At 50.9% G+C, this 13,268-nt stretch carries 14 protein-coding genes and 1 other RNA gene; 13 read left to right on the top strand and 2 right to left on the bottom strand.

Annotated elements, in window-relative coordinates; all coding sequences use genetic code 11:
- Positions 1-22 precede the first annotated feature (22 nt).
- Positions 23-373, bottom strand: an RNA gene (gene rnpB / locus QZJ86_RS20925) — RNase P RNA component class A.
- A 229-nt stretch (positions 374-602) separates the two neighbouring features.
- On the opposite strand from rnpB, the gene QZJ86_RS20920 reads away from it, so the two are divergent.
- The 8 genes from QZJ86_RS20920 to QZJ86_RS20885 all read left to right on the top strand — a co-directional run bounded on the left by QZJ86_RS20920 (position 603) and on the right by QZJ86_RS20885 (position 7,831).
- Positions 603-1,112, top strand: a complete 510-nt coding sequence (locus QZJ86_RS20920) for a type VI secretion system amidase effector protein Tae4 (RefSeq protein ID WP_301935520.1) — start codon at positions 603-605, stop codon at positions 1,110-1,112.
- A 4-nt stretch (positions 1,113-1,116) separates the two neighbouring features.
- Positions 1,117-1,545 carry a hypothetical protein gene (locus tag QZJ86_RS20915; RefSeq protein ID WP_301935519.1) on the top strand — a complete coding sequence of 143 codons (429 nt, stop codon included), beginning with the start codon at positions 1,117-1,119 and terminating at the stop codon, positions 1,543-1,545.
- Entirely contained in the window at positions 1,542-2,168 is a 627-nt protein-coding gene (locus QZJ86_RS20910) for a DUF1287 domain-containing protein (RefSeq protein ID WP_301935518.1), read from the top strand. The genes QZJ86_RS20915 and QZJ86_RS20910 overlap by 4 nt, the downstream gene beginning before the upstream one ends.
- A gap of 362 nt (positions 2,169-2,530) precedes the next feature.
- Entirely contained in the window at positions 2,531-4,051 is a 1,521-nt protein-coding gene (locus tag QZJ86_RS20905) for a fumarate hydratase (protein WP_301935517.1), read from the top strand.
- A gap of 151 nt (positions 4,052-4,202) precedes the next feature.
- The gene (locus QZJ86_RS20900) at positions 4,203-5,213 is read left to right on the top strand and encodes an AraC family transcriptional regulator (RefSeq protein WP_301935516.1); all 1,011 of its coding nucleotides are present in this window, start codon (positions 4,203-4,205) and stop codon (positions 5,211-5,213) included.
- 273 nt (positions 5,214-5,486) lie between these two features.
- Positions 5,487-6,773: an SDR family oxidoreductase gene (locus QZJ86_RS20895; RefSeq protein WP_301935515.1), complete on the top strand. Its 1,287-nt coding sequence runs from the start codon at positions 5,487-5,489 to the stop codon at positions 6,771-6,773.
- Positions 6,770-7,243: a DUF2269 family protein gene (locus QZJ86_RS20890; protein WP_301935514.1), complete on the top strand. Its 474-nt coding sequence runs from the start codon at positions 6,770-6,772 to the stop codon at positions 7,241-7,243. The genes QZJ86_RS20895 and QZJ86_RS20890 overlap by 4 nt, the downstream gene beginning before the upstream one ends.
- A 3-nt stretch (positions 7,244-7,246) precedes the next feature.
- On the top strand, positions 7,247-7,831 hold the full coding sequence (locus QZJ86_RS20885; protein ID WP_301935513.1) for a DUF4166 domain-containing protein: 585 nt from the start codon (positions 7,247-7,249) through the stop codon (positions 7,829-7,831).
- Between the two features lie 60 nt (positions 7,832-7,891).
- Here the strand turns inward: QZJ86_RS20885 and QZJ86_RS20880 are convergent, their stop codons facing one another.
- The gene (locus QZJ86_RS20880; RefSeq protein WP_301935512.1) at positions 7,892-8,383 is read right to left on the bottom strand and encodes a septal ring lytic transglycosylase RlpA family protein; all 492 of its coding nucleotides are present in this window, start codon (positions 8,381-8,383) and stop codon (positions 7,892-7,894) included.
- 300 nt (positions 8,384-8,683) lie between these two features.
- Between QZJ86_RS20880 and QZJ86_RS20875 the strand changes: the two genes are divergently transcribed.
- The 5 genes from QZJ86_RS20875 to QZJ86_RS20855 all read left to right on the top strand — a co-directional run bounded on the left by QZJ86_RS20875 (position 8,684) and on the right by QZJ86_RS20855 (position 13,016).
- The gene (locus QZJ86_RS20875) at positions 8,684-9,982 is read left to right on the top strand and encodes an NAD(P)/FAD-dependent oxidoreductase (protein WP_301935511.1); all 1,299 of its coding nucleotides are present in this window, start codon (positions 8,684-8,686) and stop codon (positions 9,980-9,982) included.
- A gap of 25 nt (positions 9,983-10,007) precedes the next feature.
- Positions 10,008-10,529: a YcxB family protein gene (locus QZJ86_RS20870; RefSeq protein WP_301935510.1), complete on the top strand. Its 522-nt coding sequence runs from the start codon at positions 10,008-10,010 to the stop codon at positions 10,527-10,529.
- Positions 10,530-10,628: 99 nt separating this feature from the next.
- Positions 10,629-11,294 carry a hypothetical protein gene (locus tag QZJ86_RS20865; protein WP_301935509.1) on the top strand — a complete coding sequence of 222 codons (666 nt, stop codon included), beginning with the start codon at positions 10,629-10,631 and terminating at the stop codon, positions 11,292-11,294.
- Positions 11,263-11,781 (top strand): hypothetical protein, encoded by a 519-nt coding sequence (locus QZJ86_RS20860; RefSeq protein ID WP_301935508.1) that lies wholly within the window; start codon positions 11,263-11,265, stop codon positions 11,779-11,781. Before QZJ86_RS20865 ends, QZJ86_RS20860 begins: the two co-directional genes overlap by 32 nt.
- A gap of 704 nt (positions 11,782-12,485) precedes the next feature.
- Complete coding sequence (locus QZJ86_RS20855; protein ID WP_301935507.1) at positions 12,486-13,016, top strand: REP-associated tyrosine transposase; 531 nt, start codon at positions 12,486-12,488, stop codon at positions 13,014-13,016.
- The last annotated feature ends 252 nt before the right edge of the window (positions 13,017-13,268 follow it).

Here is a 13,268-nt window from a genome sequence, read left to right as displayed (position 1 = left end):
TGCGGATTGCAAAAAAAAGAAGAGAAAGAGTTGGCCTGTAAGCCGGGTTCTGTCGAGAACAGCCATTCATCTAGGCGATTAGTCACCCAATCGCTCAAGCAATCTACCCAGGCACCGCGCGGGCCACGCGTATGTGCCTCTATTTGATCTTGCTCCGGGTGGGGTTTACCCTGCCACACCTGTTACCAGTTGCGCGGTGCGCTCTTACCGCACCATTTCACCCTTACCGGCTTCGATACGAAGCAGGCGGTATATTTTCTGCGGCACTTTCCGTAGGCTCACGCCTCCCAGGCATTACCTGGCACCCTGCCCTATGGAGCCCGGACTTTCCTCCCTTTTATTTGCATAAAACGGCGACTGTTCGGCCAACTCTGCGGAGGATTATACAGGCAACGCCGGAAAATAGGTTTTTTTGCGCGCCGAGGTTACCGGGGTACAACAAAACAAGCAATCGCAACGTTACGGGGAGTAGATGCCTGGCATACCGATGCAGTGGTCGGCCAAATTGGTGGTTCGGTATTTCGGGGCTTGTGGCCTGGGCATTCCGGCTCTAGGTCAGAGTATGTCCGCAACGGGGGTTGGTGGATTAAGGAAAATAAATTATGGCCAAACCTAGTTTCAAAATGATGTGGCAAGCATTCCCTGACCACACGAGTTACCCAACCCTGCGTGATCTGCATACATTTATCGGTGGCAGTCTGGTTAAGAACATTGACGTGCCTGGTTTTGGGGTAAACGGCAATACATGTGCCGCCCGTATGTCCCGAGCCCTCAATTACGGTAATATGCCGATTTCGGCAAAACTGACTAAGTCCCTTAAAATTGAGACCATGATTGGTGCGGACGGAATGCCTTACATATTCCGCGTACGCGATATGAAAACTTACTTAGCCTCGGCATTAGGTGTAACCCCGATCAAAGTCTCAAAGGATTTCGACAAGGCATTTGCTGCTCAAAATGGTATCGTGTCATTCGATGTTACTGGCTGGAGTGATGCCAGCGGTCACGTCGCGCTTTGGGATGGTAGCGCCTTCAGAGAACCCCATGATGATTATCGAAACTTAAGGGATAACCCGTCAACGCCACAGATTGAAGCCACCACGATAGGATGACGCTATGGGCGCTTTAAAACATCGCACTGTCACGTCCCAAGTGTTTCTCTTGGTTGCGAAATGCCGTAAATCGATTGTTCGCTTCATATTATTTCAAACGGCAGCAATGGTGTTTTTATCAACTACGGCAATTTCCGCCGAAAAACCGACTTCCAGTGAAATTGCACAAGCTCGCAATTATGTGCTTGCGGCCTGCATTATGGATAGATATACAGGAACGCCGATTGCGACCGAAGCAGATGCCTGGGCCGCAGGGTTAGTGGAAAACGGCAGCTTGTCGGCCGAGGCTTATCCAGCATTGGCACTGCTCGCCAAATCTGCCCCCGCGCCAGGCATCACTCAAAATGGCATGCCAATGCGATTGCAGAGCTGTGTTGAATTTATCAACTCAAAGGAATTTGCCATTCGACTGAAAAGCAGTCTCCGCCGTTGATTAAATTAATTGGAGTCACTTTGGGTAAATTTCTATTAATTGCTTCGATTGTTTTTTCTGAAAACGCACTAAGCCAAAGTTTTGAACAGGACATCGTTTTAGCAGCAATCGATCAGACCCATCATAACGTTCGCTATGATGGGTCTTATTTTTCAATAGCCTATCCAAACGGTGATGTGCCCGCGAACGTTGGGGTTTGTAGCGATGTCGTTATTCGGTCATATCGTAAACTAGGCGTAGATCTTCAGGTTTTAGTCCACGAGGATATGGTCAAAAACTTTCGCGGGTATCCTTCAAAGAAGCTTTGGGGGCTAAGCTCGACTGATAGAAACATTGATCATCGTCGGGTTCCGAATCTACAGGTATTTTTCTCTCGGCACGGAAAAGCATTACCCGTGACCGATCAAGGCCAAGATTATGCTCCAGGGGATATCGTTACCTGGATGTTGCCGGGAAATTTGCCTCATATCGGGATTGTCACGGATAAAACCGCCCTCGGCACAGGACGTCCGCTTATCGTTCACAATATTGGTGCAGGTCCAAAACTGGAGGACATGATTTTTGCTTACAAAATAACGGGGCATTATCGCTACCAGCCCAAGAAATATCGCAATAAGCGTTAGGGCCGTCGGGCGGATAAGCGAAGCGTCATCCGCCGATAAAAGCCTTCAATTCTCCCTTTCGCCCACTTCGATCGAAGAGATTCCGTACGACGAAATACGAAAAAAGCATGAATGCTAGGTTGTTTAAAAAAGAATGGGCAGCCATTGCCGAGCCTTGCAAACAGCCCTAGCACCGTTTGATTGGGTAACCGTTGGCGACACTGGGCGAGAACCTGTTCGCCCAAATCGTCAAGGCCAACTCGAAACGGTATTCAGCGCTAATGTCACCTTGCTCCAGGAAATGCCAGACGATCCCAAAAATACTCTTCCGGTTGGCTCTTCGTGGTAAATTTCGATCTGTTTCTTAATCCTTGGAACCCGCCATGACTACCATCCGCCAAGACGATTTCATCCAAAGCATCGCCGATGCCTTGCAATACATTTCCTATTACCACCCGCAAGATTTCATTCAGGCCTTGCATGCGGCTTATCTCAAGGAGCAAAGCCCGGCCGCCAAGGATGCAATGGCGCAAATTCTGATCAACTCGCGGATGTGCGCCGAAGGCCGGCGACCGATTTGTCAGGATACCGGTATCGTCGTGGTGTTTTTAAAGATAGGCATGGACGTACGCTGGGACGCCAAGCTTGGCGTCAGCGAGATGGTCAACGAAGGCGTGCGCCGGGCCTATCTGCATCCTGACAACGTGCTTAGGGCATCCATCTTGTCCGACCCGGCAGGCAAGCGTATCAATACCAAGGACAACACCCCGGCGGTGGTGCATATGGAACTGGTGCCGGGCGACAAAGTGGACGTGGAAGTCGCCGCGAAAGGAGGCGGTTCGGAAGCCAAGTCCAAATTCGTCATGCTAAATCCCGCCGACAGCATCGTCGATTGGGTGATGAAAACCGTGCCGACCATGGGCGCCGGCTGGTGCCCACCCGGTATTTTGGGTATCGGCATCGGCGGTACCGCCGAGAAAGCCATGATCCTGGCTAAGCAGGCTTGCATGGGCTCTATCGACATTCAGGACTTGATCGCGCGCGGCCCCAGCAATGCGCTGGAAGAATTGCGGTTGGAGTTGTACGACAAGGTCAACGCCCTAGGCATCGGTGCGCAAGGCCTGGGCGGCTTGACCACGGTGCTGGATGTGAAAATCCTCGATTATCCGACTCACGCCGCCAACAAACCGGTGGCGATGATCCCCAACTGCGCCGCCACCCGTCATGCCCATTTTGTGTTGGACGGTTCCGGCCCAGCCATTTTGACGCCGCCCAAACTGTCCGACTGGCCGGAAATCACTCAATCCGCCAGCACAGCGCGACGGGTCAATATCGACGGCCTGACCAAGCAAGACGTTGTCGACTGGAAACCCGGCGAAACCTTGCTGCTCAGCGGCACGCTGCTGACCGGCCGCGACGCTGCTCACAAGCGTATCGTCGATCTATTGAACAAAGGCGAACCGTTGCCGAACGGTGTGGATTTAAAAGATAAATTTATCTACTACGTCGGCCCGGTCGATGCGGTGCGCGACGAAGTCGTCGGCCCGGCCGGCCCCACCACCGCCACCCGGATGGACAGTTTCACCGACACCGTGCTGGAAAAAACCGGCCTGTTGGGCATGATCGGTAAATCCGAACGCGGCCCAACAGCGATAGAAGCCATTGCCAAGCATAAAGCGGTGTATTTGATCGCAGTCGGCGGCGCGGCCTATTTAGTCTCCAAAGCCATTAAACAGGCCCGTATCGTCGCTTTTCCCGAACTGGGTATGGAAGCGATTCATGAATTCATCGTCGAGGATATGCCGGTGACGGTGGCTGTGGATAGCCGGGGCGAGTCGATACACAACACCGCACCAAAGTTATGGCAGGGGAAGATTGGGAAGATTCCGGTGGTGGTGGAATAAGTTACGCGTTTTGGATGCAATCCTTAGGTTGATGGCTAATTTGTATGGGCAGGATGCTCGGCAGGCTTGTTTTTTGATGTGTCATCATAGCAATACATCCTTCCGAATTGCCAACTAGACTCAAGCCATCATTATTTAACTCAGTTCCTGCATGCCTTTCGTCCCCGAGCTATTCATCGGTTTCTCATTCGGCGCGGCGGCGCTGCTGATCGCAGGAAATATCTTGCAAGGCGCGCCGCTTCGCAACCCTTCAAAATTGGCCGGTTTTTTGTTGATTATCGGTTTGGCGGGGATTCAAGTCCTGCATCTGGGCTGGTTGTTGAACCGTTTCGATCAGATGCATTCGGCAGTTTATCTGTTATTGCTGTACGGCATTGCCCCCAGCTTTTATTTCTATAGCCGGCAGTTGTTGATTGCCGAGGTGGGTTACCGCTGGACCGATGCGCTGCACGCCGCGCCCATGCTGTTGGGTCTGATTTTGCCTTACCAGCTGGCTTTACCGGGTGCGTTTTTGGTGGGCAGCGGCTATCTGGCGTGGCTGGCTAAGATCGTCTATGGCTTGCGCGAACAGCGGCAGCGCTTTCATCTGGAACTGCTGGCCTTGGGAACCTTGTTTGCGATTGCCGTCGGGGTATTGCTGCTGGGCTTTATCTGGCCGTTATTGAACGAAACAGACTTCATCGGCAGCTACAGCATGCTGATCGGGCTGGCATTTTTTGCGGTGACATTAACCTTGTTGCGATTCCCGAACATTACCGCCGACGTTTCGGAAGCCGTGCAGGCGGCCTATGCCGAATCGACACTGAAGAATATCGACAAAGCAGCGGTGCTCGCCAGGCTCGACGCCTTGATGCAAAAGGATAAGCTCTATACCTTGGAGACCCTGAATCTCGCGCTGTTGGCCGAACAGCTGTCATTGACTCAGCATCAGTTGTCCGAACTGATCAACACCGAATTTCAACAAGGTTTTTCCCGCTATATTCGTCAACAGCGTATCGAAGAAGCCAAAAAACTGCTATTGGCCGATCCTGACACCTCGGTGTTGGCTATCGGCTTATCGGTAGGTTTCAGCACCCAGTCCAATTTCTATGCGGCTTTTCGGGACATCGTCGGCGTGGCGCCTGGGCAATATCGAAAAATGCATAGTTCATCGCCGCTCTGATCGAATCCGGCTTCCACTTTTATCATTTTGTAATTTCTCAATAGCTTGAAATTTATGGCTTTTCATCGGTCACCATAAATTTCTATTCCTGTCCTATCAATTCGGAAGCCCATTGGTTTTACGCTGGTTAATCTGCTCCCGCCTCTCAACTTAAAGGAGCAAAACCATGAGTATCAGATTGAAAGACTCGCATCGGCTAGCCGCAATCTTGCCGGCAATCGCCAGCAAATATCCTCTTCCAGTAAGCCTTACTCAATGCGTGGGGAGGATGGTATGAATATCTTATTGACCGGTGCCACCGGTTTTATCGGTAGCGCGGTGTTGCGAGCCTTGCTGCGGCAAGGCCACCAAGTAAGCGCCTGTTGCCGGCATCCGGGACGTCTGATAGCCAGTCCCAACATCAAATACTTGCCTGTCGATTTCATGTCAACCAACAGCGTAGAACACTGGCTGCCGCATCTGCATGGCATCGACGCGATCGTCAATTGCGTGGGGATTATTGCGGAAAGCAAGGGGCAAAGCTTTGCCCAATTGCATAGTCAGGCGCCTATCGCCTTGTTCCAGGCCGGCGCGGAAATTGGCGTTAAAAAGATCGTGCAAATCTCGGCCTTGGGCGCGGACGAACAGGCCACTTCGGCCTACCACATCAGCAAAAAAGCTGCCGACGACGTGTTACGAAATTTGCCACTGGACTGGTTCGTGTTGCAGCCGTCGATAGTCTACGGCGACGGTGCGCAAAGCAGCGGCCTGTTTCATGCGTTGGCGGCGTTGCCGCTGCATCTGCTGCCGGATGGCGGCAGGCAATCGTTGCAACCCATCCATGTCGACGATGTCTCCTCGGCCGTTTGCCGCTGTCTTGAGCCGGCTGTCGGTGGGCAAAAAACCGTGGCCTTGGTCGGCCCGGAACCGATTGCCTACGCCGATTGGCTGCGAGGCCTTAGGTGTAGATTGGGCAAGCCGCCGGCAAAGGCATTATCCGTGCCTTACCGTTACAGCTTGATGGCGTCAGGCCTGGGCAAATGGCTGGGCGAGCCTATCTTGAACAAAGACAACATCGCCATGCTGAACCGGGGCAATAGCGCCGATTCAGGCCCGGTCACCGAATTATTGGGCCGGCAGCCGTTGAGCATTTCGTCGCAACTATTCGAAAAACCGGCCAGCCAGGCCGAGCGCTGGCATGCGGCTTTGTACTTTCTTAAGCCTTTGCTGTGGCTAAGCATCGCCCTGGTGTGGCTGTGGAGCGGCATCACCTCGCTGATTTTTTACCCGCATGAACTCAGCTATCAATTGCTGGCCGACACCGGCATCACCGGTCTTGGCGCGCCGCTGACACTGTATGGACTGGCGGCAATGGACATCATTCTGGGGCTGGCGACCTTGGCGCGATTTCGTCCAAGCCGTCTGATGCTTTGGCAGTTCTGGATCGTGCTGGCTTACAGCGTGGTGGTTGCCTTGCGCTTGCCAGAATTCGTGTTCCATCCATTCGGACCGCTGCTGAAAAATATCCCGTTTTTGATGTGTCTGCTGATTTACAGACAGCTGGAAGGAGAAAAGCCATGATGTATTTAACCCTGAAATTGATCCATATCCTCAGTGCCATCGTCCTGTTCGGACTGGGTTCCGGCACGGTGTTTTACAAAGTCATGGCCGATAAAAGCGGTAACCATGCGGCGATTGCAGTCACCAGCAAGCATGTGGTGCTGGCCGACTGGTGGTTTACCACGCCGACTGTCATCATCCAGCCGCTGACCGGTATCCTGTTGGCCGATCAATTATCAGCCTCGTTCGGCGACGGCTGGTTGTGGTGGACGCTGGTGCTGTATCTGGTCACCGGCTTATGCTGGTTGCCGGTAGTGATCTTGCAAATCCGCATGCGCGACATCGCCGCCGAGTCACTGGCCCAAGGCCAACCCTTGCCTTATCTTTACCGCTATTATTCCAGGATCTGGTTATGGCTGGGCGTGCCGGCTTTTTTCGGCATGATAGGCATCACCACGCTAATGGTATTTCACAACTCACTCTGGAGCTAAGCCATGTCTATTTCACTAATGGAACGAGTATTGGGCGATGACTGGCATAAGCTGCCCAGCGTCATTCAACGGCATTATCAAATCAGCAGTGGGCAACAAAGCCACCTGCAAGGCACGATGGAGATTGCTTATCCCAGCTATCTATTGCCGATGATCTGGCTGATCCATCTGTTCGGCGGCCTGGTGCTCTGGCGCGGCCAAGCGGTGCCTGTTCAGGTGGACAAATGGGCTGCGCCTGGCGAAGTATTGCACTGGCAACGCACCATGACTTACCCGGACGGCAAGATCGATTACTTCCGCTCGCAAATGCATTATTCGGCAGCACATAAATTGATCGAAACGATAGGCTTCGGCTTTGGCCTGCGGTTGAGGGTGGATGTCTTGAACGGTGATTTGCTATACCGCAGCAACGGACATTTTTTGCGGTGCGGAACCTTCCAATTAAACATTCCCGACTGGCTTTTGTTGGGTTCGGCAAGTATCAGCGAGCATGCCGTGTCGGCGGACGAATTTTATCTGGATTTCACGATCGAGCATCCGCTATTAGGCGTCACATATTATTACCGGGGAAACTTTCGTTACTGTTGAGGGATAGGCGATCCCCCGGTTTTTGGCTTGCTGCTATCCGTGGCAGGCGAGCCGTGCGGTCTAATTTTCGAGAGACTGAATTTCCACTTCGGTCAAACCGCGCACGCCGATTTGTTTCGCAGCGCCGCGGGACAGATCGATCAATCGGTCGTCGTAAAACGGGCCTCTATCGTTGACTAGCACATCGATAGAGCGTCCGTTGCGCAGATTGGTGACACGGACTTTTGAGGGTATCGGCAAGGTCTTATGCGCCGCCGAAAAACCTTTCGGATTGAACCGGCTGCCGCTGGCGGTACGATTTCCGGACTCGGCGCCGTACCAGGAAGCCAGGCCGATTTCACGGTAGCCGCCGGCCGAAGCCAAGGGATAATAGGTTTTGCCTTTCACTTTATACGGTTTGTTGTACGCTGCCTTACCCTCATAAGAGGGTAATTCGGCCTGTTCGTCGCTGGGCGGCAGTGGCGGTTCCGAGGCGCAGCCGCTGAGCAGGCTAATAAAGATAATCAGAAGGCCAAGAGCCGAACGCAGGTTTGCCGGGTTTTTTCGATACATACGATATTCCTGTGGTGATGCGGTTTTAAGCGGGGTTCGGTCCGGTTTTTGCCGAACTCGCTGGCAATAGTCCGACGCCAAGCTTAACGATTCATTAAAAAATCACTGTAGCAGTTTACCTCTATTCGTCATCTCGCCAAACGATTCGCGCTTACCCCTGGCGCGGCCGCATTCATCCCGTCAAAATCGGCTAGCCCGAGCACGATTGGTTATAATGCCGACACATTAGGAATATATAAAAAGGCAGGGATAGCGATTTCTTTGTTTAGCGTAAGCAAACAGCACTTGAGGGGAAGACGAATGGCGGAACAACATAAAATCCTGATTGTCGGCGGTGGCGCCGCCGGTCTGGAATTGGCGACAGAATTGGGGCATAAGCTCGGTAAAAGCGGCCAAGCGGAAATCACGCTGCTGGATGCCACCTCCACCCATATCTGGAAGCCGCTGCTGCACGAAGTGGCATCCGGCACCTTGGCCGAGGCCGAGGAAATCGAATATTTGGCCCAGGCTCATAGTAATCACTTCCGTTTCTTGTTCGGCAAAATGGAAGGTTTGAATCGGGCAAACCAGGAAGTCATCGTCAGCTCGATTACCAACAAGAAGGGCGAAGAGATCATTCCGCAACGCCGCTTTAAGTACGATACCTTGGTGATGGCGGTCGGCAGCGTCAGCAACACCTTCGGCATCAAGGGCGTTGATAAATATTGCCGCTTTATCGATACCACCAAGGAAGCCTTCCGTTTTCAAAAACAGCTGGTGGAGACTTATTACATTCAGTCCTACGCCAACCAAAGCCGCCAGCGCGACAAGCCGCTGTCTATCGTGATCATCGGCGCCGGCGCCACCGGCGTGGAATTGTCCGCCGAGCTGCACGAAGTGACCAAGCTGCTGGCAACCTACGGTTTGGAAGGCTCGATCGACGTTAATATCACCATCATCGAAGCCGCCACCCAATTGTTGCCGGCCCTGCCGCCACGGCTGTCGCAAGCCACCCAAGACCAATTGATCAAACTCGGCATCCAATTAAAACTGGGTCGCAAGGTCACCGAAGTCACCGAAACCGAGGTGCATACCTACGACGGCGAAGTGTTCGACGCCGATCTGAAAGTCTGGGCGGCCGGCATCAAGGCACCGGACTGGATGAAAAATCTGGACGGTCTGGAATCCAACCATATCAACCAATTGGTGGTCGATCAGACCTTGCAAACCAGCGATCCGAACATATTTGCCATCGGCGACTGCGCCGCCTGCGAATGGGTCGGCCACGGCGGCAACGTGCCGCCGCGCGCCCAGTCCGCACACCAAATGGCCTCCACCGTTGCCAAAACCATCGTCAACCGCCTGAAAGGCAAGCCGGCTGTAGCGTTCGTGTATCGAGACTACGGTTCGCTGGTGTCGCTGGGTAAATTCAGCACCGTCGGTTCGTTAATGGGTAGCTTGATGGGCACCGTCAGCGTCGGCGGTTTTATCGCCTATGCCGTGTACTTGTCCTTGTACAAAATGCACCAGGTCGCCATTCACGGCTATTTCCGCACCGCGATGCTGACCTTATCCAATCTTTTCCGGCGCAGTACCCACGCCAAAATGAAAATGCACTAACCCACAACTCCACCGAGCGATACACATGTTAGAAATCGAATACGAATTCCGCGAAGAAGACCTGGTCCACTTTAATGAGGAAAGGCTGAAAAAAGATCCGGAAATGCAAAAAAAAATCCGCCAAAACCGCATCTTCGCGCCGGGCGTGATGATGGCCATCGGCCTGTTTTATTACGTGTATTACGCGGATATGACTACCACCGCCTATATCACCATCTTGGCGCTGGCCTGGTCGCTTGCCTCGCCGTTCATCATGAAGATGGATTTGCGCCGGCAGTTTTTTGATAAGTACACCGAAGCGGAAAAAAAGGCTTTATTCGGCATTCATTGGCTGAGCATCGAGCCGGAATTCCTGCAAGAACGCGCCCCCGGCGGCAAAAGCAAAACCCCCTGGAAAGACATGTTGCGGGTGGAAAAGCACAAAGAATACGTTTATATCTATGTGGATATCGATGCCGCAATCGTAATTCCGCGTGCGACGATTAAGAAGGGCGATTTGAAAGCGTTTGCTAAGCAGGCTGAGGGGATGATTGAGAGGGCGAGTTGAGTTTTACAGGCGGAAATTGGTGGCATGTCGTTCAACTCGCATATTTTGATGATATACAGAAACTTTTTAATTGCTTGTTGGGCATAATAGGGTTTGATCTTGGACGTTCGCTACTTTCTCGGTCTACGGCTATCTTTTATTGAGCAGCTTTACCTCACAAGTGCTGCGCCATTCATCGAGAAAATGCGAAAAATTGAAGCTGAGGAAGAACCTTTTATTTCTCCTTACAGCGAAGATACTGAGCCAGCATTTCTGTCAGAATGGCTAGAAGCTGAAGAGTCACTGCAAGTGATTGGTCTTACATGTATTTCAATGCTTTCAACCTCCTTCCATTTGTACTTGAAAACTTGGGAGCGCAGGCTTGGGATTCCTGTTAATGACTCATATAAATCAGCTTTTAAGAAGGGTTGGTTTAATGGTTACAAGGAGTATTTCAAGATGCAGTTCAATGTGATTTTTGAAAAGAGTCCATGTAATTTAAAACTGTTAGAAGAGCTAGTTCTAGCGCGTAATCGCATGCAACACCCAGAATCAATAACAATTCAAAGCTCATTTTACTCACCAGATGATCTAAATAAACTACCGAGTCCATTTTTCATGGATGATCGTGATCGCGAACTCCTTTCTGAAATGGAAGAAGGGGAGCGGAGTTGGCTATTGCTTGCGTCAATTCATGTTACTGAAGAGAAGCTCAGGGCAGCTATTTGTGAGGTCTCGCACTTTGCGGAATGGCTTGAGCAAACAGATCACCGATTCGTTTATTAGGCCAGCTAAACAAATTCCCAACGATGTGCTTATTACCTTATCTGTTAAAAAATTAAAAGAGGAATTGAAAACGATGAGTTTTATTTCGCAATTTAACAAAATACAGAAAATTGGATTTTTCCTGACCATATCGTCAATTCTTTCAATTATTTTGCTTCATTTCCCATTCGGTGGGTATGCAGATAATACTTATTACGAAGAAAATAAGTTCAGATATAAATGTCCAAGAATTGAAGATGTAGAGAATGAGCAGAAGTTATCTGGAAAAAAATTTACGAATGAGGAAATGTTAAAAAAATTAGAATATTGTTATGAAGGCCGATATAAAACGTTACCTTTCTCTAAGTGGCGTAGCAATGAACCGATATTTGAATGGTTTGGCTCTACTATTCATACATTGTCCGCTTTAATTTTTGCTTTATTTATTGGTTCTTTATCCATTGTAGTTTTTAAGGACAAAGCAAATACAAATAACGGTAACTTATAGCTCGTAGTCATGTAGGGTGGGCACGGTTTTTGTGCCCACGCGGTCCAAAGGCTTTTGTGTTTGGTGTCGCTAACGCGACGACTGATTTTAATGTCGGGTCTCGGCCCGACAGCCGAGATACTTTCTTTTGCGTCGCCAAAAGAAAGTATCCAAAGAAAAGGCGACCCGGATGCTGCTTAAATCACTCGGCACATCCATGTGCCTCGCCCTTCGGGTGCAAAGCATGCAAATCGGCTATCCTGCCGATTTGTCCATTCAAAAGCTCCGGTGCTCGGGCGCAGCATACGGGAACAAAACCACCCCGATTACACTTCGCTAATCGGGGCTACGAAAATGGCTCGTCAATAGCCCGTAGGTCCGATTAGCGAAGCGTAATCGGACGCATGTATAAACTCATAGTCCCGAAATTGTAAAAATCCATGCCCAATTACCGACGCGCATTTATTCCTGGTGGCACATGGTTTTTTACGGTGAATTTACTGGAACGTAAAAATAACGACTTGCTGATTCGGGAAGTGGATTTATTACGCCAAACCGTAAGCTCGGTAAGGGAACGGTATCCGTTTAAGCCCGTAGGTGCCCCTCAGGCATGTTTTCGAGATTTCATTATCTCCTGAAAAACACGGTTGGATAATACAAGGTCCGATTAGCGAAGCGTAATCGGATGCATGTATAAATTCATAATCCCGAAATTGTAAAAATCCATGCCAAATTACCGACGCGCATTTATTCCCGGTGGCACATGGTTTTTTACGGTGAATTTGCTGGAACGTAAAAATAACGATTTGCTGATTCGAGAAATCAATTTATTACGCGAAACCGTACGCGCGGTAAGGGAACGGTATCCGTTCAAGATCGACGCTTGGGTGGTGCTGCCGGAACACTTGCATGCGGTTTGGACATTGCCGCCGGGCGATGCGGATTTCAGCAAACGCTGGCGGTTGATTAAAAGCGGATTTTCGCGGGTGTTACCCAAAACAGAGTATCGGTCGGATGCACGAAAAGCTGCGAATGAACGCGGAATATGGCAACGACATTTTTGGGAGCATTCGATAAGGGATGAAACAGACTTTGAACGTCATGTGGATTATGTGCATGTTAATCCGGTTAAACATGGCTTGGTCTCCCGAGTTATAGACTGGCCTTATTCCAGTTTTCATCGGTATGTTGAAAAGGGAGTTTATCCGGAAAATTGGGCTGGGGATTTGGATTTGACGGTGGTTGGAGATGATTGACAGTCGCTGACATGCGTCCGATTACGCTACGCTAATCGGACCTACCGACCTACCAATCTATATAAGTTGTAATTCCGGGACGGTTTTCTCCCCTCCGGCGCGCAGGGAAAATGCGGCATCGGGGTGGCCTTTTCTTTGGGTACTTTCTTTTGGCCAAACACAAATTCGCCTGGAGCGAACTTGAACAGCCAATAGGCTGGCCCGCAGGGCGAAAACCATGGATGGTTTTCGTAGCGAAAGTATCTCGGCTGT

It is taken from the genome of Methylomonas montana, from assembly GCF_030490285.1.
GTDB lineage: Bacteria > Pseudomonadota > Gammaproteobacteria > Methylococcales > Methylomonadaceae > Methylomonas > Methylomonas montana.
Note: the sequence above shows the minus strand (reverse complement) of the source record. Positions and strands in the feature narration are given on the sequence as shown.